Origin of the sequence: Mucilaginibacter aurantiaciroseus (assembly GCF_024055595.1) — a bacterium.
In the GTDB taxonomy this organism is placed as follows: domain Bacteria; phylum Bacteroidota; class Bacteroidia; order Sphingobacteriales; family Sphingobacteriaceae; genus Mucilaginibacter; species Mucilaginibacter aurantiaciroseus.
Map to the genome: position 1 here is coordinate 1,024,055 of NZ_JAMXOF010000001.1, position 21,831 is coordinate 1,045,885.

20 protein-coding genes are annotated in these 21,831 nt (G+C 42.2%); 12 read left to right on the forward strand and 8 right to left on the reverse strand.

Annotated elements, in window-relative coordinates; translation table 11 throughout:
- Positions 1-114: 114 nt before the first annotated feature.
- From NAF17_RS04760 to NAF17_RS04770, 3 genes are all read right to left on the reverse strand, one after another.
- Entirely contained in the window at positions 115-777 is a 663-nt protein-coding gene (locus NAF17_RS04760; protein WP_252756833.1) for an ATP-binding cassette domain-containing protein, read from the reverse strand.
- 455 nt (positions 778-1,232) lie between these two features.
- Positions 1,233-2,093, reverse strand: coding sequence for a sigma-70 family RNA polymerase sigma factor (locus NAF17_RS04765; protein WP_252756834.1), 861 nt, complete (start codon positions 2,091-2,093; stop codon positions 1,233-1,235).
- 201 nt (positions 2,094-2,294) lie between these two features.
- Positions 2,295-3,134, reverse strand: coding sequence for an MBL fold metallo-hydrolase (locus NAF17_RS04770; RefSeq protein WP_252756835.1), 840 nt, complete (start codon positions 3,132-3,134; stop codon positions 2,295-2,297).
- Positions 3,135-3,960: 826 nt separating this feature from the next.
- Between NAF17_RS04770 and NAF17_RS04775 the strand changes: the two genes are divergently transcribed.
- The 12 genes from NAF17_RS04775 (at position 3,961) to NAF17_RS04830 (ending at position 17,838) form a co-directional block, all read left to right on the forward strand.
- Positions 3,961-4,653 (forward strand): class I SAM-dependent methyltransferase, encoded by a 693-nt coding sequence (locus tag NAF17_RS04775; protein WP_252756836.1) that lies wholly within the window; start codon positions 3,961-3,963, stop codon positions 4,651-4,653.
- Between the two features lie 6 nt (positions 4,654-4,659).
- On the forward strand, positions 4,660-5,823 hold the full coding sequence (locus NAF17_RS04780; protein ID WP_252756837.1) for a beta-1,2-mannosidase: 1,164 nt from the start codon (positions 4,660-4,662) through the stop codon (positions 5,821-5,823).
- Positions 5,824-6,127: 304 nt separating this feature from the next.
- A complete protein-coding gene (locus NAF17_RS04785; protein WP_252756838.1) occupies positions 6,128-6,679 on the forward strand; it encodes a hypothetical protein in 552 nt (183 codons plus the stop codon).
- Positions 6,680-6,869: 190 nt separating this feature from the next.
- Positions 6,870-7,811, forward strand: a complete 942-nt coding sequence (locus NAF17_RS04790; RefSeq protein ID WP_252756839.1) for a hypothetical protein — start codon at positions 6,870-6,872, stop codon at positions 7,809-7,811.
- 8 nt (positions 7,812-7,819) lie between these two features.
- Positions 7,820-9,379, forward strand: a complete 1,560-nt coding sequence (locus NAF17_RS04795) for a vanadium-dependent haloperoxidase (RefSeq protein ID WP_252756840.1) — start codon at positions 7,820-7,822, stop codon at positions 9,377-9,379.
- Between the two features lie 13 nt (positions 9,380-9,392).
- Positions 9,393-10,184, forward strand: coding sequence for a hypothetical protein (locus tag NAF17_RS04800; RefSeq protein WP_252756841.1), 792 nt, complete (start codon positions 9,393-9,395; stop codon positions 10,182-10,184).
- 98 nt (positions 10,185-10,282) lie between these two features.
- The gene (locus tag NAF17_RS04805) at positions 10,283-11,386 is read left to right on the forward strand and encodes a hypothetical protein (RefSeq protein WP_252756842.1); all 1,104 of its coding nucleotides are present in this window, start codon (positions 10,283-10,285) and stop codon (positions 11,384-11,386) included.
- Between the two features lie 98 nt (positions 11,387-11,484).
- Positions 11,485-11,949: a RidA family protein gene (locus NAF17_RS04810; protein ID WP_252756843.1), complete on the forward strand. Its 465-nt coding sequence runs from the start codon at positions 11,485-11,487 to the stop codon at positions 11,947-11,949.
- A 2-nt stretch (positions 11,950-11,951) separates the two neighbouring features.
- A complete protein-coding gene (locus NAF17_RS04815) occupies positions 11,952-13,067 on the forward strand; it encodes a D-TA family PLP-dependent enzyme (protein ID WP_252756844.1) in 1,116 nt (371 codons plus the stop codon).
- 85 nt (positions 13,068-13,152) lie between these two features.
- Positions 13,153-14,223 (forward strand): dipeptidase, encoded by a 1,071-nt coding sequence (locus NAF17_RS04820; protein ID WP_252756845.1) that lies wholly within the window; start codon positions 13,153-13,155, stop codon positions 14,221-14,223.
- Positions 14,224-14,229: 6 nt separating this feature from the next.
- The gene (locus tag NAF17_RS04825; protein ID WP_252756846.1) at positions 14,230-16,827 is read left to right on the forward strand and encodes an MGH1-like glycoside hydrolase domain-containing protein; all 2,598 of its coding nucleotides are present in this window, start codon (positions 14,230-14,232) and stop codon (positions 16,825-16,827) included.
- A gap of 84 nt (positions 16,828-16,911) precedes the next feature.
- Positions 16,912-17,838: a sugar phosphate isomerase/epimerase family protein gene (locus NAF17_RS04830; protein ID WP_252756847.1), complete on the forward strand. Its 927-nt coding sequence runs from the start codon at positions 16,912-16,914 to the stop codon at positions 17,836-17,838.
- 23 nt (positions 17,839-17,861) lie between these two features.
- Here NAF17_RS04830 and NAF17_RS04835 read toward each other — a convergent pair whose 3' ends face one another.
- From NAF17_RS04835 to NAF17_RS04855, 5 genes are all read right to left on the reverse strand, one after another.
- Complete coding sequence (locus tag NAF17_RS04835) at positions 17,862-18,128, reverse strand: hypothetical protein (RefSeq protein WP_252756848.1); 267 nt, start codon at positions 18,126-18,128, stop codon at positions 17,862-17,864.
- A 37-nt stretch (positions 18,129-18,165) separates the two neighbouring features.
- Positions 18,166-18,684, reverse strand: coding sequence for a DUF4251 domain-containing protein (locus NAF17_RS04840; protein ID WP_252756849.1), 519 nt, complete (start codon positions 18,682-18,684; stop codon positions 18,166-18,168).
- A 349-nt stretch (positions 18,685-19,033) separates the two neighbouring features.
- Positions 19,034-20,917, reverse strand: coding sequence for a molecular chaperone HtpG (htpG, locus tag NAF17_RS04845; RefSeq protein ID WP_252756850.1), 1,884 nt, complete (start codon positions 20,915-20,917; stop codon positions 19,034-19,036).
- Between the two features lie 279 nt (positions 20,918-21,196).
- Positions 21,197-21,634 (reverse strand): hypothetical protein, encoded by a 438-nt coding sequence (locus NAF17_RS04850; RefSeq protein WP_252756851.1) that lies wholly within the window; start codon positions 21,632-21,634, stop codon positions 21,197-21,199.
- Between the two features lie 18 nt (positions 21,635-21,652).
- The gene (locus tag NAF17_RS04855) at positions 21,653-21,811 is read right to left on the reverse strand and encodes a hypothetical protein (protein ID WP_252756852.1); all 159 of its coding nucleotides are present in this window, start codon (positions 21,809-21,811) and stop codon (positions 21,653-21,655) included.
- Positions 21,812-21,831 lie beyond the last annotated feature (20 nt).

A 21,831-nucleotide genomic window follows, 5' to 3' on the forward strand; every position in this document is an offset into this window, starting at 1 on the left:
GGTAGTATTAAAAAACAGGATGGGAAAATAACGATTTTAGCTGAAAGCACAAAGCTTTATTGCTTTTGGCTTTATGCTTTTATCTCAATGGAGCCTTTCAAATAAACCATCGCTTTACTTACCGCTAAGATAACCGTAAGTAACCAATTCATCATTATTTGTAATGTGTTTTGTAACGCCATCTTTTAATAGGATCACCTTATCGCTCACCTCCAAAATATTATAATACTGATGGTCTGTTATGATAATGCCCTTGCGTTTGGCACACGCGCGGATGACAGGCTTAAATTCGTCAGCCTGGATTGGGGAGATGTGGGTGAAAGGTTCATCAAGTAAAATAAAATCGGCCTTGCTATGGATGATCATTAGCATTTCTAATTGCCTCAATTCACCGCCGGAGAGTTGGCCCGTTGTTTTGTGACAGTTTACCTTATATATAGTTAGATCGATAAACTCGTCCCAAAAGTTTTCATCTACCAGCATTTTTGCCAAATTTTTTATTTTTAAACTGTCAGGTAAATAGCTGTGCTGAGGAAGATACGCGATTCGGTTTTTATGATATCCTTTATGAATAAACAGATCATCAATACTCACGTATTTATAGGATGCATTTAAGGTGCCGTAAATGATTCTTAAAAGAGACGATTTACCGCAGCCATTCCTGCCTAATAAACCTATTACCTCGCCCTGGCGACACGTAATATGCACATCCTGTAATATCTTGCGATCCTCAAACGCCAACCGGACGCTATCAACTTTTAAAATAAGTGCCGACATATAGCTAATAGGATGACCGAAATTAACAATACAATGAAATCAACTAAGTAAGCGTATGCATATAATCGCCTAATGCTTAGGCCTGCATTACGGTAGTAAAAATAAGTTTTAGCTGACGAGTAATTGTGCAAGGCGACAGCCCCTACAAAGCCAACGAACTTAGAAAAGAATAAACTAACAGAGCTGTTGCCGGCACTTAAGCCAATAAAAAAAAAGCAGAGAAAAGTAAAAGTTATATTGTAAACAAGTAGCGTACGATAATACTGCAGGGTAAGAGTAATCAGCCTTTTCATTTTTGATTGCTTACAATACGTAAATCAATCTAATAAATTGTATTAGGGGATGGGTTTATTACAGTTCTCTATATATGTTAGTAGCCGAATGGATCCATAACTTCATAACAAAAAAACCCCCGCTTGTTTAAACGGGTGTTTCATATTTTTTTAACTAAAGGCTTATCCCAAGTATGATTTAAGGATCTTACTACGCGAGGTATGGCGTAATCTCTGCAATGCTTTATCTTTTATCTGGCGTACACGCTCGCGGGTTAAATTGAATTTTTCGCCAATTTCTTCCAGCGATAACGGATGGTTGCTACCTAAGCCAAAGAACAACACGATGATCTCCCGCTCACGCTCGGTTAGGGTAGATAGCGAACGTTTGATCTCTTCAGACAACGATTCGTTGATCAGGATCGAATCTGTATTCGGTTCAGAGTTTTCCAGTACGTCTAATAGCGTATTTTCTTCACCTTGTACAAACGGCGCATCCATAGATACATGGCGGCCGCTATTACTTAGCGTATCAGATATTTTATCTACAGTAGTCTCAAGCATGTCGGCAAGTTCTTCGGGCGATGGCTCGCGCTCAAATTCCTGTTCCAATTTAGAGAATGCCTTGCTTATTTTACTTAAAGAGCCTACCTGGTTCAAAGGCAAACGAACGATACGGCTTTGCTCGGCAATAGCCTGTAGTATCGATTGACGGATCCACCAAACGGCGTATGATATAAATTTGAAACCTTTGGTCTCGTCAAAGCGTTTTGCAGCTTTAATAAGGCCTAAGTTGCCTTCGTTTATTAAGTCGCCAAGGGTAAGGCCCTGGTTTTGATATTGTTTAGCTACTGATACCACAAAACGTAAATTCGTTTTGGTTAGACGCTCTAAAGCAGCCTGGTCACCTTCTCTTATTTTTTGGGCTAAGATTACTTCTTCTTCGGCAGTTATCAGGTCAACTTTACCAATTTCGTGAAGATATTTGTCGAGGGATTGCGACTCACGATTGGTAATGGATTGAGTTATTTTGAGTTGTCTCATTTATTTAATTAACCTCTAATCTTTAATTTAAAATTGAACGTGCAAAACTATTAATTTGTTTCTAAAAATAGTATTTTCACACAGAAAATCACCTGTATTTTACTAATTTATGAGAAAGTTTTAAACACCCGTTTTTGGAATAATATTTGTGGTTGTAGATTTATAATCATTGCCACGATAAATTTCTTTATCGTTAAAAAATCAAAACTCGGCCAGTTTAAACACCTCTTTCACCCTGATGCCTCTTTCGGTTTGTTGCAGCGTGCAGCATTCGTTTATAGGGTCGTGTTCCAGGTACAGGATGTATTCTTTTTCTACCGCCTCATTCCAATAAACTTTACGTTCTTCCAACGTTTTCAGCGGGAACATGTCATAAGCCATTACATAGGGTAGGGGCACGTGGCCTACAGATGGCAGCAGATCTGCCATGTATAAAACCTGTTTGCCTTTATAATTTATCAGCGGCAGCATCATAGCATCGGTATGGCCGTAGGCAAGCTTTATGCTGATGTCACCTGTAAAACTTACACCTTCTTCAGCGTTTATAAATTTGAGCTGGCCACTTTCCTGTATCGGCAAAATATTCTCTTTCAGGAACGATGATTTCTCGCGGTCGTTAGGATTAACTGCCCAGTCCCAGTGCTGCGGGTTGCTCCAGTAGGTTGCATTCTTAAACGCGGGTAATAGTTTTTCACCATCGCGCTTTACAGCTCCACCAACATGGTCAAAATGCAGGTGGGTTAAAATCACATCGGTAATATCATCGCGGTGGAAACCTTTAGCGGCTAACGAACTATCCATGGTAGCATCGCCATGCAAATAATAATGACTAAAAAACTTCTCGTCCTGCTTATCGCCAATGCCCGTATCAACAAGGATCAGTCGATTGCCATCCTCTATCAGCAGGCAGCGCATGGCCCAGGTGCACAAGTTTTTATCGTCGGCGGGGTTTGTTTTTTGCCATATAGCCTTGGGTACAACGCCAAACATCGCGCCGCCGTCCAGTTTAAAAAAGCCGGTATCAATGGTATGTAGCTTCATGGTAACTCGGTTTATTAAAAAGTGAAAGTAAAATTTTAACCACAAAGTACACAGAGGTTTTTTACATAGGTCAAAAAGCCGTGCATTACGCTCTGTATTCTTTGTGTTTTTTCTTAGTGCCTCTTGTGGTTAAATACTTTTATGAGTTTTAATTGCATAGTTTAAATAATAATATTTCTTAAAATTATTATTCTGTAACCCGTGATGTAATTTGAAACTAACGAAAACAAAAAATATTACGAAAGCAGCAGTATTTCACAAACCTGGCGATATTAGATACGAAACTGTAGAAGACCCACTGATAGAAAACCCAAGGGATGTTATCCTGAAGTAACCTCAACCGCCATTTGCGGATCCGACCTGCATATTTTGAGCGGCGGTGTACCTCAAAGAGACTACGGTATAAAGCGGTTCGACGGACGGGTACGGTATCTATAATGGGCGTATATGGTTCTACTTACGATAACTTCCCAATTCACCGCATGTTTGATAAAGGCAACACGGTAAAACAAGGTCAGACACCGGTAATGACCAACTCGATCATTTGATCGAGTTGGTGAAAGAAAAAAAGGTTGTGTTAGATGACATCATTAGCCACAGGTTACCGCTTAGCGGGGTTATCAAAGGTTAAGAGATCTTCGACAAGAAGGAAGACGACTGTGTTAAGGTTGTTTTAAACCCCTGGGAATAGGAATAATACCCGGTAAATATTAAATTTCAAGTTGTAATAGAAGACGGGCTGGTTTTTAACCAGTCTCTTTTTGTTTATAGCCTTTGTCAAATCAGCTAACATTTCTTTTCTTTGTTTGACAAATTAAAGACAAACTTGAAAGATATTTTTGGACAGGCACTATTCGACTATTTTAAAGGCGAAGGCGGGCATAAACTTTGGATAAATAATACTTACGGACCTAAAGAGGAAATGCCGCAGGATATTTATTTCCGCACCGAAGAGGAAATGCCCGAACTGGAACTTATTGCCCTTAATAACTGCAGGGGTAAGGTTTTAGATATTGGCGCAGGCGCAGGTAGCCACGCTTTAATCTTACAGGATAAAGGCCTGGATGTTAACGCGCTGGATATATCTGACCTTGCCGTAACCATAATGCTGCAGCGTGGCGTTAAACACGCGATAGCTGCAGATATATTTACTTATCAGCAAGGTGAATACGACACCTTATTACTGATGATGAACGGTATCGGACTATGCGGTACCATTCAACAATTACGCTTGTTTTTACAGCATACCAAAACGCTTCTGAACAAGGGCGGGCAATTATTATTCGATTCTTCTGATATTGCTTACTTGTATGAAGGTGACCTGCCTAATAGCTTAGACTACTACGGCGAGTTATCCTATAGGTACGCCTATCAAAGCCATAAAACCGATTGGTTTAAGTGGCTTTATATTGATGCAGAAAAACTAAAAATCATAGCTGCCGAAGAAGGCTGGGCGGCAGAGGTTTTGTATGAAGATGATATGGATCAATACCTGGCGAGGTTAACACCGGTTAATTAAGAAAGTATGAAAAACGTTTACAGGTTCATCAAGATTGTAGTCCTGCTGATATTAACAGCAGGCACGGTATCGGCACAAAATGAAAAATTGCCTGCCTGGGCTTTTGGCCCCTTTACTAGGCCTACAGGGGTAAACCCGCTCATCAGCCCCGATACCACCACGCGTTTTTATGACCCTATGCGCAAACGGCAAATGGATTGGGAATCGAACGATACGTTTAACCCGGCAGCAACCATAAAAAACGGTAAGATCTATATCCTTTACCGCGCCGAAGATAAATCTGGAACAGGAATAGGCGGCCGTACATCGCGCCTTGGTTTGGCGGAAAGCAGTAACGGCACAACGGTTAAACGTTTGCCGGTGCCAGTGCTTTATCCGGATAACGACAGCCAGAAAGAATTTGAATGGACAGGCGGTTGCGAAGACCCGCGTGTAGCCATGGTAGCCGACGGTACCTACGTGGTTTTCTACACCCAATGGAACCACGATATGCCGCGCCTTGGCGTAGCTACATCCAAAGACTTAAAGAAATGGGTAAAGCACGGTCCTATCTTTCGTAAAGCTTATAATGGTAAATTCTTTAACATTGCCAGTAAATCTGCATCTATCATCACCAAATTGGTAAATGGCAAGCAGGTTATAGCCAAAATAAACGGTAAATATTGGATGTATTGGGGCGAACTGGGGGTGTTTGCAGCCACATCAACCGATTTAATAAACTGGTCGCCGTTGATGAATGAAGATGGTAGCCTAAAAGCGCTGATATCGCCCCGTAAAAACTATTTCGATAGTGACCTTACCGAATGCGGCCCGCCCGCTATCATGACACCTAAAGGCATCTTGTTACTATACAACGGTAAAAACAATAAAGACCATGGGGATAAGCATTACACCGCCAACTCATATTGCGGCGGACAGGTTATGTTTTCGTCAACAGACCCAACAAAGGCTATAAGCCGTTTAGATAAACCGTTTTTTGTACCGCAAGAAGCATTTGAAAAAAGCGGGCAGTACCCGGCAGGCACCGTATTTATGGAAGGATTGGTATATTTTAAAAAAAAATGGTTCCTTTATTATGGGTGTGCTGATTCTAGGGTGGGGGTAGCCGTCTTTAATCCGCTAAACAAAGCAGTAAGTGAGGGTGTCCCATTCTGTCCCATTCAGAAATAAGTGAGACACCTTTGTTTTTTTATTTAATTAATTGTTTAACAAGTATATAAAATTATTTGTGTAAAGTAATTATTTAGCTAAGGTGGTATTTTTTAAAAATACAAATTATTAAATATCAAGTAGTTGTATATTTATAATTATCTGGTTATAAATTGTGGGACACTATATAAGTGTATCTAATAAAGCTTATGTACAATTTTTTTTAATATATTGTTTTCATCAATTGTAATTTTTTTGCTGGAATTGAAATTTTATATATATTTACAAAATATAACCCTAATTAGTGCACCAGCATACCAGATAAGTGAAAAGGTTTTTTGCCCTATTCTTATTAAGCATACATCTGTTTAACACGGGCGGCTATACTTTTGCCTTTCAATATTTCATCCACCAGTCCGAGCTTAGCATTATTAAAAACATTTACGAAAACAAAGTAGATGCTACTCAACTTGTCCAAATTAAGGTACCTGTAAACAATAAAGGCATAACCAACTGGCCCGATTATGAACGTGTACAAGGGCAAATTCAACTAAAGGATGGCTTTTATAACTACGTTGGCGTTAAAATGACGCAGGATACCATGTTTTTAGTTTGTGTTGCCAATAGCACAAAAACGAAATTATTTAATGCCAATATTATAGTAGCAAAAAATGTAAGTGATGCCCCCTTAAGTAAAAAGGGCGAAGCACCTGCAAAAAAAGCACCCTCATCAGTTTCGGAATACAACAACCCTGTGGTTAGTTATAGCTTCCTTTGTTTTGATGATTCTGTAGAAAGAATAGTAATCCCTATATCTTCCAAATTGACAAGTCCTTATATTAAATCGCCGGGTAAACCTCCCAATTACATCAGCTGATTAATATATTCCAAAAGATTTATTGTTTCTTAGTTAAGACTGTTGAAAGATCTGTGCATTTGTCGTATGCATCATGTTTTTTTAAGCCTAATTAAGATGAAAAATATCAAGCATCAGCTACTGATTTGTGAGATTTTTAGCAGCTGATGCTTTATAAAGTCTATCTAAGTCCATTATTTTAAATTATTATATGAAACACTGTTTACAATATATAAGCAGGTATTTTTTTGCCATTTTGGCTTGCGTCGCTTTCACTCAATCGGTAAGCGCCCAAACCGAAAATGATGCACTAATGATACCCAAAAACTTCTTCTGCGCTGCCGGCCTATATACCCACAATAGCTGGGATAAATACTGGGAAGGCACCTTCAAACGCGAAAACCTAAACTTAGGAACCATCAGTAGCAACGTTTATGCTGTGGGTGGTAACTACGGGTTAAGTAACAGGGTTAACTTATTGTTCATGATTCCTTATATCAAAACAAACGCATCTGCAGGTACCCTTAGGGGCCAAAGCGGCATACAGGATATTAACCTTGCCGTTAAATGGATGGCTATAAAGCAGGAGGTAGGCAGTGGCTTACTAAGCTTACATGCTATTTTAAACGGTAGCTTACCTTTAGGCAATTACCAGGCAGATTATTTGCCATTAGCAATTGGCTCGCGCAGCAAAAGCGTTGGCTTAAAAGCATTGATTAACTATCAAACAGGCCGTTTTTTCGTAGCCGGTTCCGGTCAGTACTTACGCAGGAGTAACATCACCATTGATAAAGATTCTTACTACACTACCGAAATGCATTATACCGACCAGGTTGCATTGCCAAATATGACTAACTTTTTGTTCAGCACCGGTTACCGTAGCTTAAAATTCAACGCGGAAGCGGTTGTAACCAAAATAAACACCATTGGTGGGTTTGATATCACCAAAAATAATATGCCTTTCCCAAGCAATAATATGGACGCTACCTCTGTGGGTGCCATTTTTAAATACAGCTTTCAAAATGTTGCGGGTTTAGAACTTACCGGAGGGGGTAGCTACGTAGTTGATGGCCGTAACGTTGGCCAAAACAAGTCGTTTTTTGCCGGTGTTTACTATGTATTTTCTGTTAAAAAGGATAAATCTGATAAATAAGAATTGTGATGAAAAAGAATATATATAAAGTATTACCAATTATGATGATGATCGCCCTTGCGGTTTTCAGTTCATCATGTAAAAAAGATATCCAGGAAAAGGACCGCAGCGAGGATTACCCTGCTTTGGCGCCAAGCAATTTAGACCTTAATGCTGATGTGTGGACACCGATCCTAACTGCATCTAACACGTTTACAATTGCTGCGCCGGATGCGATCACCACGCCAAATTATTTGGCCGACCTAAATGAGATAAAAAGCTACCAGCGTAACCTTACCAGCGAACAAAGGGATATTATTAAATACTGGAGCGCAGGCTCGGTGTTACGCTGGAACGAGATCTTGCGCGAACTGGTTGCAAAACACAACCTGCCGCCATACCAAAAGGAGGATGGCACTTACCCGTTCCCAAGTGCGGCTAACCCGCTGGCTTATCCGTTGTTCCCTTTCTCTAACCCACCTTATGCAGCACGTGCCTACGCTTATGTAAGCGCGGCGCAATATGATGCACTGGTGCAGGCATGGAAGTTTAAGAAACAGTTTAACCGCGCAGCACCATATATTAACGATGTAAACGTGCAGGCTTTGGTGCCAAAATCAACGTTGCCATCATACCCAAGCGAGGATGCGGTTGTGGCAGGTGTTACCGGTAAAATGATGGAACTCCTTTTCCCAGGCGACTTGGATTATATCCAAAAGAAAGTTGCCGAAGAAAAACTATACCGTATTATGGCCGGTGCCAACACCCGCTCTGATATGGATGCAGGCGAAAACCTAGGTAAACAGGTTGCTGCCATATTTTTAGCCCGCGCCCGTTCTGATAAAGCAGGTGCAGCTATTGGTACGCAGGCCGATTGGGATAACTTTGCAACTACAACTACCGCAGCGGGTAACACCCCATGGATAAGTTTAGAATTGCCTAAACGCCCGCCGATGTTGCCGTTGTTTACAAAGGTTATACCGTTCTTGTTCCCAACAACTACCGTAGTTGCTTTACGCCCTGCGCCGCCATACAAACCGGGTAGTACCGAGTTTCAGAAAGAAAGCGACGAGGTATTGGCAATGAGTAACAACCATAGCCGCGAACATGAGCGTATCACCGCTTTTTGGGCAGATGGTGTAGGTACGGTAACCCCCCCGGGCCACTGGAACACCATTGCAGCCGATGAGTTTGTAAAACATAATTACAGCGAAGTACGCTGGGCACGCAATCTCGCTTTACTTAATATGGCCGAAATGGATGCTGCCATTGTGTGCTGGGATGCTAAGTATTTTTACTTTAACCCACGCCCCACGCAGATGGTAATGAATATTAAAACGCTCATAGGAATCCCTAACTTTCCGTCATATACATCAGGACACTCAAACTTTAGCGGCGCGGCTGCAACAGTGTTAGGTTATTTAGTTCCGGAGAAAGCAAGTGCTTTTATGGATATGGCGCATGAAGCGGCAATGTCGAGGCTTTACGGTGCTATCCACTACCGCAGCGATTGCGAAGTTGGCTTACAAACCGGTATAAAAGTTGGCGAATATGCTGTTGCCCGTGGCAAAGCAGATGGGTCTAATTAATAGATGAGACACAATGCTTAGGACTGAACAAAAGATACATTACGTTTTACGGGTTGCCATAGCCATGTGCTTTATTGGGCACGGTATTTTTGGCATCATTACAAAAGAAGTATGGTGTAATTACTTTGCCGTTTTTGGTATTGGTACCGATACCGCCTACGCTTTAATGCCATGGGTAGGGGCGGTGGATATACTGATGGGGGTTGTAATGCTGTTTTATCCAATACGCGCTATTGCTTTATGGCTGGTGATATGGGCAACTATTACAGCATTTTTGCGCCCCGCATCAGGTGAGCCATTTGCCGAATTTATTGAGCGCGCGGGTAACTTTGGTGCTCCGCTCGCTTTGTTGATTCTGTCGGGTGGTATAAAAAGCTTCCGCCAATTATTTGCGCGGATAGATGCTAATGCTTCGGTAGATGAAAAAACCATTAACAATGTATTCAATTGCCTAAAAATAGTTGGCTTCTTGTTAATGATAGGCCATGGTTGGTTAAATCTCATACAAAAGAAGAGCCTGCTTGGCCAATATGCATCACTTGGGTTTACAAGCCCTGCAAAAATGGCGCAATTTGTCGGTGTTTTTGAAATAGCGGCCGCTTTAATTATATTGATTAAACCCGTCCGCACGGTGCTGTTAGTATTCATCCTCTGGAAGATCTCAAGCGAATTGCTATACCCGCACTATGAGTTATTTGAGTGGATTGAACGTGGCGGCAGCTACGGCACTTTAATAGCTTTATGGTTTGCAACTAAACACTTTTTCTCAAATCTCACAATTGCGTCTCCACATACTAATAAATAATTAAAGGACTTCAACCTAAATATATCCTGTATTACAGGTCATGGCCGGGCCGGTTGGCTTGGCTGTACTTTACATTTAATTCATAACATACTTAAAACATGAAACTTACATATAAATTCTTCATCGGGATCGCTATATACTTATTGTTCAATAATACTGCTGTTAATGCCCAGGGATGCGTGGCTATTCGTGGCAACGGCTCGTTCTCTACTATGGAGCACCCAATGCTGGATAGCAACACAGCACCGGGTTCTTATAAAAGCTGGTATGTTACGGCATCGTACCGTTACTTTAAATCCTTTCGCCATTTTAAGGGAACAGACGAGCAACCCCAAAGGCAAACACTGCATAACGAAGTAATAAACTATCAAAACACAATTGATCTAAGCCTAACACGTAACTTTAATAAATACTGGTCGGTAACGGTCGGCATCCCTTATTTGATCAATACCCGGTCATCCTTGTACGAGCATGGTTTAAAAGAAAGGCATAATTCATATTCACAAGGTTTTGGTGATATGCGCATTGTGGGTAACAAGTGGTTGTTTGATAGCCATACCGCTAAAAAAGGCAATATCCAGGTTGGCCTTGGTGTTAAATTACCTACAGGTAATTACAACTATATGAGCCACTTTTATAATGTTACACCATCGCAGCGCCCGGTAGATCAGTCTATCCAGTTAGGTGATGGTGGGGTAGGTATCATTGCCGAGTTCAATGGCTTCCTAAACATCACCAACCATTTTGGTGGTTATACCAACCTGTATTACATGGCTAACCCACGCAATAACAATGGCACCCGCACCTATCGCGAAACCATAAATGCCGCTTTGGCAAACGAAACCATCATGAGCGTACCCGATCAGTTTTTGGCACGGGTAGGTTTCAATTATACTTTTGATGGTGCTTTTAAAGCGCTTACGCTTTCTGCAGGTGGCCGTTTAGAGGGTATCCCAGTTTATGACCTAATTGGTAAAAGCGACGATTTCCGCCGTCCCGGCTATGTATTATCTGTAGAACCATCTGTAAACTACAGCTTCAAAAGGTTCAACATATTTGCCAATGTTCCTATCGCTGTAAAACGAGACCGTACACAAAGTGTTACGGATAAACAAAATAGCGTAACTACCGGCAAATATGTTATTGGTGATGCAGCCTTTGCAGATTACGTTATAAACTTTGGCGTATCGTTTAAATTGTAAATGATAATAATGGTTATATAAGTGAGAGGTCGGGGTGGTTTCCGGCCTTTTTTGTTTAATTGCGGATGCTTTTTATTTTAAAATAATAGATTTACAAAATGAACTCAGCTGAACAAAATTTTAAAGATTTAGGCTTAAGCCTGCCACCTGCGCCAAAACCGCTTGGGGTTTATAAACCGTGTTTAATTGATGGCAAATACCTATATCTATCGGGACATGGCACCGTACAGGACGATGGTAGTTTGATCATAGGCCGCATTGGCGATACCATCAATATGGAGGATGGTAAACTTGCTGCAAGGCAGGTGGGATTGGCTATGCTGGCAACTATTAAAGCCAACTTAGGTAGCCTGGACAGCGTAAAGCGCGTGATAAAAGTATTGGGTATGGTTAACTGCACGCCCGATTTTGAGAAACATCCTTTCATAATCAACGGCGCAAGCGAACTGTTTGCTAAAGTTTGGGGCGAAGAGAACGGCATTGGCGTACGCAGCGCTGTGGGTATGGGCTCGTTACCTGATAATATCCCTGTAGAAATAGAAGCCTTATTTGAATTAGTATAAGCATGTTAGCCACCGACTGGTATATCATAGATAACGTTGACGAGCTGGATACGCCCGCGTTGGTCGTATACCCCGATAGGGTGCAATACAATATCAATCTTCTTAAAACCATGATTGATGATCCATCTCGCCTGCGCCCGCATGTTAAAACGCATAAAAGTATTGATGCCGCAGGTTTAATGATGCAATCGGGCATCAAAAAATTCAAATGTGCCACCATTGCCGAGGCAGAAATGCTGGGTATGGCCGGTGCAAATGATGTATTATTGGCCTATCAGCCAACCGGGCCAAAGCTCAGGCGTTTTGTGCGGTTGATAAGTGCATATCCACAAACAGCATATTCTTGCCTGGTAGATAATACGGCTACCGCAAATGCCATATCAAAAGAGGCAGCAGATACAGGTATCAACATCTCTGTTTATATCGACCTGAATGTGGGTATGAACCGTACAGGTATTATACCCGGTGAAGAAGCAATTGCTTTATATGAACTATGTGCAGCATTACCCGGACTGGTGCTGAAAGGACTGCATGCCTACGATGGCCATATCCACGACGCTGATTATAGCATTCGTAAGAAACGGTCTTTAGAAAGCATTAAGCCAGTGTTGAAGTTAGTTGATGATATTTTGGCTAAAGGATATCCAAATCCCAAAGTGATTGCAGGAGGATCGCCAACATTCCCCATACTTGCCAAATTAAAGGATATAGAGGTTAGCCCCGGTACATTTGCTTATTGGGACAGGGGTTATCAGCAGGCTTTCCCTGAACAAGCTTTCCAAACAGCAGCTCTTATGGTTGCAAGGGTTGTTTCCTTGCCCGATGAGGGTAAGATATGTATCGACCTTGGCCATAAATCGGTATCGGCAGAAAACGAATTGAACAAACGGGTTTACTTTTTAAACGCTTCCGAATTAAAATTCACAGGCCAAAGCGAAGAACATTTAGTAGCCGATGCAGGTGAAGGTCATCACTATAAAGTAGGCGATATTTTATATGGCTTGCCACACCATATTTGTCCGTCGGTAGCTTTATATGAACGTGCCATAACTATCGAAAATAAGTTAGTTACCGGCGAATGGAAAACAATAGCAAGAGATAGAAAGATAACTATCTAAACAATCGGTGAAATCGTTTCCATCGGTATAATCTAAATATAACAACTATATAACCACTCACTTAATTAACCACTCACCAATAACCATGTTTATCATAGATGCTCATTTAGACCTTAGTATGAACGCGCTGGAGTGGAACCGTGACCTTACCCGCCCGGTTGCCGAACTTAACCAGCGCGAAGAAGGTATGACCGACAAACCCGACCGCGCCAAAGCGGTGGTATCCCTGCCCGAACTGCGCAAAGGTAATATTGGCTTAGTGGTGGCTACACAAATAGGCCGCTATGTAGCCCCAGATAATAACCTGCCCGGCTGGCACTCGCCCGAGCAGGCATGGGCGCAAACGCAGGGACAACTGGCTTGGTATAAGGCAATGGAACTTGCGGGGCAAATGACCCAGGTTAACGATCTGCAAAGTTTGGATAAACACCTCGCCGTTTGGTGCGATGGAAAAGATAATACCAACAAAGCCATCGGGTATATTTTAAGCCTGGAGGGCGCCGACTCAATGATAAACCCTTGTTACCTGGAACAAGCCTATAACAGCGGTTTACGGGCTGTAGGCCCCGCGCATTACGGCCCCGGGCGGTACGCCAATGGTACTGATGCAACCGGTAAAATGGGTGCCGAAGGTTTAGCGTTATTGAAAGAGATGGAACGCCTCAACATCATTCTTGATGGAACGCATTTGTGTGATGATGCCTTTTGGCAAGCACTTGATAATTTTAACGGGCATATTTGGGCAAGTCATAATAACTGTCGCGCCTTGGTAAACCATAACCGCCAGTACAGCAATGAAATGATAAAAGCGCTTATTAGCCGTGGCGCGGTGATAGGCGCAGCCCTTGATGCCTGGATGATGGTGCCCAATTGGGTGAGGGGACAGTCAACCCCGCGTCAAATGAATTGCAACCTGGAGGTAATGGTAGACCATATTGACCATATTTGCCAGATAGCAGGTAACGCCCTGCATGTGGGTATGGGTACCGATCTGGATGGGGCCTTTGGCAAAGAGCAATGCCCTTACGATCTGGAAACCATTGCCGATATGCAAAAAGTGCCTGCTTTGTTACAGAAACGTGGTTACACAGATGCGGATATTGAAAACATGATGCACGGTAATTGGTTACGTTTCCTGAGGAATGCTTGGAAATAAATACATATGGGTGCAGAACAGGATAGGTTAAAAGATACGGGATGGAAAAAATGGGGGCCTTATGTAAGCGACCGTCAATGGGGTACCGTCCGCGAAGATTACAGTGCCGATGGTAACGCCTGGAACTACATCACCCATGATATTGCCCGTAGCAAGGCCTATCGCTGGGGCGAAGAAGGTATAGCCGGCATCTGCGACCATGAGCAATTATTGTGCTTCTCCATTGCGCTATGGAATAAGAAAGATACCATTCTGAAAGAACGTTTCTTTGGCCTCAGTAATGCCGAAGGTAACCATGGCGAGGACGTAAAGGAATTATATTACTACCTGGATAATACGCCCACGCATTCGTACATGAAAATGCTGTACAAGTATCCACAGCAGCAATTCCCATACGTGCATTTGGTTGATGAGAGCAAAAAACGTAACCGTAACCAAGGCGAGTACGAACTAATGGATACCGGCATTTTTAATAACGATGAATACTTTGATGTATTTGTGGAATATGCCAAACAGGATACCGATGATATCCTTGTCAAGATTACTATACATAACCGCAGTAAAGTAGCTGCAAGTTTAAACGTACTGCCTACGGTATGGTTCCGCAATACCTGGGAATGGGGCTACGACGATTATAAACCTCAATTATCTGCGAACGGCAATGCGATCAGTATCGACCATAAAGAATTAGGCGCTTTGAATTTAGTGGCCTATGGCTCACCCCAACTGCTTTTTTGTAATAACCAAACCAATACCAAACGGTTCAATAATATTGATGATGGCAAATCTTTTTACAAAGATGGAATCAACGATTATATTGTAAACGGCACTAACGCAATTAACCCGGCTAATACAGGTACTAAAGCAGCCTTTAATTACGATATAACTATCCCGGCAGGCAAAAGTGTTACTATAAAACTGAAGCTGTCTGAAAGCGCCGAAAACGCCTTTGACGATTTCGACGCTATTTTTGCTTCGCGGTTGCAGGAAGCCGATGAGTTCTATGCAGGCTTGCGCCCGCCCGACGAGAATAAGGACAAAGCGCAGATCCAGCGCCAGGCTTATGCCGGGATGCTTTGGAATAAGCAATTTTACTACTACAACATTCACCAATGGCTAAACGGTGACCCTGCCGAGCCGTGGCCACCTGTACAACGCCAGCATCAGCGTAACAGTAAATGGCAGCATTTTAACAGTCAGGATATTATTTCCATGCCCGATAAATGGGAGTACCCTTGGTTTGCCGCCTGGGACCTGGCTTTCCATTGCGTACCGCTTGCTGCTGTAGATATGGCCTTTGCCAAACGACAACTTAACCTTTTAGTGAAAGATTGGTTTATGCACCCAAACGGGCAGCTACCCGCCTATGAGTGGGATTTTAGCGATGCCAACCCACCGGTACATGCCATGGCTACGTGGAAGATCTACCAGATAGATAAAAAGGCTAACAACGGTGAGGGCGATACCTTCTTTTTAGAACGCATCTTCCACAAACTGATGCTCAACTTTACCTGGTGGGTAAACCGTAAGGACGAGGCGGGCAATAATGTTTTTGAAGGTGGCTTTTTGGGGATGGATAACATTGGCGTGTTTGACCGTAACACTAAATTTGCCGATGGCGCGCACCTGGAACAGGCCGATGGCACCAGTTGGATGGCGATGTATTCTTTAAATCTGCTGCGTATAGCGGCAGAGCTTGCTGAAACTAATAAGGCTTATGCCGATATCGCGTCTAAATTCTTCGAGCACTTTATTTATATCTCGGCAGCCATGTCGAGCCTTGGCGAGGGTGGTACAAGCGGTTTATGGGACGAGGCAGATGACTTTTTTTACGACCAGTTGCGCATGCCCGATGGGAGTGCCGAAAAAATGCGGATCCGTAGCATAGTAGGCCTGGTGCCGCTGTTTGCTACCGAGGTATTGGATGAAGAAACAATAGCCAGGAACCCCATCTTCCGCGACAGGATGGATTGGTTTGCGGCCAACCGACCGGACCTTGCCGGTTTGGTTTCCCGTTGGGATGAGCGCAGCGCAAGTAACAAACACCTCATAAGTTTGCTGCGCGGCCACCGTATGAAAGGCATCCTGAAATATATGCTTGATGAAAATGAGTTTTTAAGCGATTACGGTATTCGTTCCTTATCAAAATATCATCTTGAGAATCCATTCAGCGCCAACATCAACGGAACGCAATTCAGCATCAAATATGTACCTGCCGAAAGCGACAGCGATATGTTTGGCGGCAACAGCAACTGGCGCGGCCCGGTTTGGATACCGATCAATTACCTGATCATCGAAAGTCTAAATGATTTTTACCAATATTATGGTGACGAACTTACTGTGGAATGCCCAACCGGCTCAGGCAATATGATGAGCCTAAAGGAGGTGGCGAACGAAATTTACCGCCGCATCTCCAAACTTTTTTTGCCGGATGAGAATGGCCACCGCCCGAGTAATGGTGTCGACGAGAAAGCACAGACCGATCCCTTTTTCAAAGACCATATCCTTTACTATGAATATTTCGACGGTGATACCGGCCGCGGCTTAGGTGCCGCCCACCAAACCGGGTGGACGGGATTGATAGCAAACTGCCTTTATCATTAATGCGTTCTTTTGACACAACAAATTTCTTTCTTCGAATTATTTGATTTAGATTTACTTACCAAGTAAACTTAAATACCATTCAGAATGAATTTTAACAGGCGCAAGTTTTTGCAAACCACCGGTACTTTGGTGCTTAGTAGTGCAGTCTTGTCAGGTAAAGCGGCATCCTTTATAAATCTAAAACACCCGGTGGGCGTGCAACTGTTCACTTTTTTTAACGTGATGGATGAGGATGTTAAAGGCACATTAACCAAAGTTGCTAAAGCAGGTTATAGTGAAATAGAATCAGCATTCAGTAAAAAAGGCGGTTATTATGGCTTAAAACCAAAAGAATTTAAAGCTATGGCCAACGAACTGGGCTTAACCTGGAGATCACACCACGTATTGGGCGCGCCGTTTAAACTGCCTGCAGGTACAAAAATGCCTACCACGCCCGATGGTAAACCAATGGTAATACCATCAATGATGAACCTGCAGGATAATATGCAACAACTGGTTGATGAAGCTGCCGAAGGCGGTGTGAAATTTCTGGTTTGCGCTAATACCCCAACCGGCACCCCCGAGGAATTGAAAGCTTCTATAGCAGTACTAAATAAAACAGGTGAGGCTGCTACAAAAGCCGGCTTAACGTTTGCATATCATAACCACGACATGGAGTTTAAGATCCTGAGCGATGGCACTATTCCGTACGATCTGCTACTATCAGATACCGACCCTAAGTATGTAAAAATGGAACTTGACCTGGCCTGGGCAGTTAAAGCGGGTAAAAACCCGGTTGATCTGTTTAAACAAAATCCCGGCCGTTTCCCGTTATGGCACGTTAAAGATTTGGATGCAAGCCGCGAAAATATTATGCCAGTAGGTAGCGGCACTATTGATTTTAAACCAATTTTCGCGGCAGCAAAAATTGCGGGGATGCAAAGCTTTTTTGTAGAGCACGATATGCCAAAAGATCCTTTTGAAAGCATCAATAGCAGCATTCGATATATCAACAAAAATTTAAATGTATAATTTATAAATAGAATTTGTGCAGGCTATTGTAAGTACGCCTGTACAAATTCATCATTATTTATAGCAGTTACCAAAGCGTTTATGGTAGCTCTTTCAGCTGAATTATCATCCAGTTCTGAAGCATAATCTTCCAATTTGTCAAGATAAGCAACCGCTTCTTCCTCATCTTCAAACAGCAATATCAATTCGCCATTTATTTCTGTCTCGGTGCCATTTGGCGGGGTTGGCAGGGTGTGCTGCTCAAATACTTTGGCAGATACATTTGCAGTTGGTATATCTATTTTTAACATGGCTTTTAATTGAGTGTTTTTAACTTAACACAATCAATTACGCTTTAGTTTTCTTTCTTTCTGTTATGTAACCGGTAAAACGGATCTGCTGCCTGTTTTGGCTGATCACGCTTAAATCGGCATTACCGTTGTTATAAACCTGGATAAGCAATTGTGTAGCGTTTCGGGTATCTTTGGTTTTGATCCTGATAAAATAACTGCCATCTTTCTGAATAGCGGATGTTGTATAATCAAACTTTGTTGATTTAAATTTTATGCCATTATCCTCATTGTTATTGTAACCCGCACTCGAATAAGCTACACCAAAATAGGGCAAAAAAGCCTCAACGGTATCAGGGGCTATGGTAAGGTCATATGGCGAGGTTAAATAGCGGGCTGCACCACCAAGCGGGTACATGTAGGTAGCCTGGAATACATAATCTTTTGCATCGATAAAGCCTTTTATCTCGGCAGCTTTTTTAGCCTCTTTTATAGCTTTTTTACTTTGCGCATTAACCGGTGTAAAACCGGCAACTGCTACAAGCAGCACAAATAATAGTTTGATTAAAGTTTTCATTTTTTTAGTGTTTATATAAAAATAACTTAGTTTTTTATTAGACCTGATACACCTTAATTGGTTTAATTACTTGAGGTATTTTGGGTAGATAAAATTAGTACAATTGGCGACGCTTTACTGTTTGTTTTAAATCGTTTCATCTCTGTGTTTTGATGATAGGATGCAAACGTTAATAGTTTTCCATAATAAAATGAAAAAAATGTCAGTCTGAGCTTGTTGAAGACCTGTCCACCTTGTTAATGATTCCACAAGCTCAGCATGACAAATAGTATCAACAAAAAAGCCAACCGTTAATTAGCGGTTGGCTTTCAAATTCTGTTTCCCCTTCAGGGGATTAGAGGGCTTTGTGTTATATTAAACTAACACTGCGGTTAACAAATTCAGTCAATTCGGCACCGGTTAATAAACCTTGTGACAATAGTGCAAGGTCGAAAGCTTGTTTGGCAAGCTGTGCCTGCACAACTTCGTCTTCGCCATCTAAAATACGGCTTATTAATTTGTGGTTGCCGTTTACAATAACCTTGTAATTGTCAGGCATGTTACCGTAGAAGCCCATACCGCCGCCCATGGCAGCCATATCTTTCATACGGCGCATAAACTCGTCCATGGTAACGGTTACCGGCAATTCATCCGGGTTTAAGCTTTCTAACTCAACGCGGTAAGCCGGTTTGTTAATAGCTTTATCGAAGATCGCTTTTATTTTGGTTGACTGTTCTTCGGTCAAAATATGCTCAGGCGCATCATCTTTCTTGATTAGTTTATCGGCAACATTTGCGTCAACACGTTTTAATGAAGTTTTCTCTAATTTCTGCTCAAGCTGACTGATGAAGTGATTATCGATGGGAGAGTTCATCACCAAAACATCGTAACCCTTTTTACCTGCCGACTGGATAAATGCATCCTGTTTTTCGGCATCGTTTGTGTAAATGTAGATCAACTGGCCATCTTTATCTGTTTGTAAAGGCTCAACTTTATCCTTGTATTCGTTAAGAGTAAAGTTTTCTTTAGCGGTGTTGGTTACCAAAACAAAATCTTTCGCTTTGTCGTAGAATTTTTCTTCGCTCACCATACCGTATTTCACAAACAGGCCAATATCTCCCCATTTCTCTTCAAAACCTTTACGGTCTGCTTTAAACAGTTCGGCAAGCTTATCTGCTACCTTTTTAGTAATGTAGCTGTTTATCTTTTTAACATTGCTATCAGCTTGCAGGAAGCTACGTGATACATTCAAAGGGATATCCGGTGAATCGATAACACCATGCAGTAGCATCAAAAACTCAGGCACAATGTCCTTTACCTCGTCGGTAATAAATACCTGGCGGGAGTATAATTTTATCTTATTACGGGTGATCTCAAAGTCGTTCTTCAGCTTAGGGAAGTACAATACACCGGTTAAGTTGAAAGGGTAATCAACATTCAGGTGGATCCAGAACAAAGGGTCTTCGCTGTATGGATAAAGCTCTTTGTAGAATTTTAAGTAATCCTCATCGCTCAATTCACTTGGCGCTTTTGTCCAAATAGGGTTGGTATCGTTAATGATGTTATCAACCTCAACAGATTTGTATTTTGGTTTACCTTCTTCGTCAACACCATCTTCTTCCTCTTGTGTAGTTGTACCAAATTTGATAGGCACCGGCAGGAACTTAGCGTATTTATCCAATATCTCCTGTAAACGGCCCTGGTTTAAAAACTCTTCAGAATCGGCATTAATGTGCAGGGTAATTTCGGTACCGCGCTCTTCCAGGCTGCCTTCGCTTATTTCAAACTCGGTGCTGCCATCGCAAGTCCAGTGTGCTGGTTCGGCACCATCCTGGTAGGATAAGGTCTCAATTTCAACCTTGTCTGCAACCATAAAGGCGGAGTAAAAGCCCAAACCAAAACGACCAATGATCTCATTGGCATCTTTAGCTTCTTTAAATTTCTCCATAAACTCGGTAGCACCGCTAAATGCTATCTGGTTAATGTATTTTTTTATTTCTTCGGCCGTCATACCCAAACCGTTATCAGATATGGTGATAGTCTTTTTGTCTGCATCAAAAGCAACTTCAACGCGCAGGTCGCCCAGGTCGCCGTTGTATTGGCCTAATGAGGCAAGGCGTTTTATTTTTTGGGTAGCATCAACCGAGTTAGATACCAGCTCGCGCAGAAATATCTCGGTATCAGAGTATAAGAACTTTTTAATTATCGGGAAAATGTTTTCGGTATGGATCGAAATTGTTCCTTTTTCTTGCATAGTAGTAATTTTATAAAGCTTAAATAATTTACGGATATAGCCAATCAATGCCCGTTCCAAAGCTTACGATTTGCCAAATTGGCAGAGGGAGAGAAGTAATGAAGCAAGAGACAGTACAGGACAGTAAGAAGCAAGAAGTAATAAACACACGTCATTGCGCGGAGCGATAGCGACAAAGCAATCTCTTTAGAACTAGTATACACTTTGCATAACCGACTATCCTAAAGAGATTGCTTCGTACCTTGCAATGCCGCACGGAAGGAATTGTATTATCAAATATTATTTCGACCCCACCGTAGCAGGTGAAGTTGGTGTTGCAGGAGTAACCGGTTGCACTGCCGGTGCCGGCGAATTTAATGCGAAACGTTTTGCTATAACCGATAAATGCTCATCGTTCAGTTTAGACGTTGCTTTAAGCAGTTTAGTAAAAAATGCCACTTCATCCGGGCTGGCAGGGCAGCCAAAATTAATGCCATAAGTAGCTAACGATGCGCCTAAGGGGCGTACCTGGCTATCGCCTAATATTTTGCCTTTGGCATCAAGCACTACCCAAAACGGCAAGCCCGATTTTTCACCTTTTAGTTTAGTCATCACTTCTAACGAGCCGGGGTTTTCAAGGTTTTTTTTCTCGGGGCGTTCCATCACATCAAGCGTGGCTACAACGTAATTGCTTTCGATCAATGGCTTAATTGTAGGATCAGCAAGTGAAGCTTCCATTTTTTTACACCAGCCACACTACGAGGCATGGAATATGAGCATTACTTTTTTATTTTCTTTAGCGGCTTTGGCGTAAGCCTCTTTTAGCACAACTTCGCTTGCAGGCAAAGTGGCAGTTTGCGCAAAACCCGACTTAACGGCAAACAACACAAACAGTATTAATAGTGATTTTTTCATGATGATTGATATAAAAGCAA

Coding starts and splice junctions, on each gene's coding strand:
- NAF17_RS04790 (WP_252756839.1), top strand. CDS start 6,870: ATGAAACACTGTTTACAATATATAAGCAGGTATTTTTTTGCCATTTTG.
- NAF17_RS04765 (WP_252756834.1), bottom strand. CDS start 2,093: ATGAGACAACTCAAAATAACTCAATCCATTACCAATCGTGAGTCGCAA.
- htpG (WP_252756850.1), bottom strand. CDS start 20,917: ATGCAAGAAAAAGGAACAATTTCGATCCATACCGAAAACATTTTCCCG.
- NAF17_RS04815 (WP_252756844.1), top strand. CDS start 11,952: ATGTTAGCCACCGACTGGTATATCATAGATAACGTTGACGAGCTGGAT.
- NAF17_RS04770 (WP_252756835.1), bottom strand. CDS start 3,134: ATGAAGCTACATACCATTGATACCGGCTTTTTTAAACTGGACGGCGGC.
- NAF17_RS04760 (WP_252756833.1), bottom strand. CDS start 777: ATGTCGGCACTTATTTTAAAAGTTGATAGCGTCCGGTTGGCGTTTGAG.
- NAF17_RS04800 (WP_252756841.1), top strand. CDS start 9,393: ATGCTTAGGACTGAACAAAAGATACATTACGTTTTACGGGTTGCCATA.
- NAF17_RS04830 (WP_252756847.1), top strand. CDS start 16,912: ATGAATTTTAACAGGCGCAAGTTTTTGCAAACCACCGGTACTTTGGTG.
- NAF17_RS04795 (WP_252756840.1), top strand. CDS start 7,820: ATGAAAAAGAATATATATAAAGTATTACCAATTATGATGATGATCGCC.
- NAF17_RS04780 (WP_252756837.1), top strand. CDS start 4,660: ATGAAAAACGTTTACAGGTTCATCAAGATTGTAGTCCTGCTGATATTA.
- NAF17_RS04835 (WP_252756848.1), bottom strand. CDS start 18,128: ATGTTAAAAATAGATATACCAACTGCAAATGTATCTGCCAAAGTATTT.
- NAF17_RS04810 (WP_252756843.1), top strand. CDS start 11,485: ATGAACTCAGCTGAACAAAATTTTAAAGATTTAGGCTTAAGCCTGCCA.
- NAF17_RS04850 (WP_252756851.1), bottom strand. CDS start 21,634: ATGGAAGCTTCACTTGCTGATCCTACAATTAAGCCATTGATCGAAAGC.
- NAF17_RS04825 (WP_252756846.1), top strand. CDS start 14,230: ATGGGTGCAGAACAGGATAGGTTAAAAGATACGGGATGGAAAAAATGG.
- NAF17_RS04840 (WP_252756849.1), bottom strand. CDS start 18,684: ATGAAAACTTTAATCAAACTATTATTTGTGCTGCTTGTAGCAGTTGCC.
- NAF17_RS04820 (WP_252756845.1), top strand. CDS start 13,153: ATGTTTATCATAGATGCTCATTTAGACCTTAGTATGAACGCGCTGGAG.
- NAF17_RS04805 (WP_252756842.1), top strand. CDS start 10,283: ATGAAACTTACATATAAATTCTTCATCGGGATCGCTATATACTTATTG.
- NAF17_RS04855 (WP_252756852.1), bottom strand. CDS start 21,811: ATGAAAAAATCACTATTAATACTGTTTGTGTTGTTTGCCGTTAAGTCG.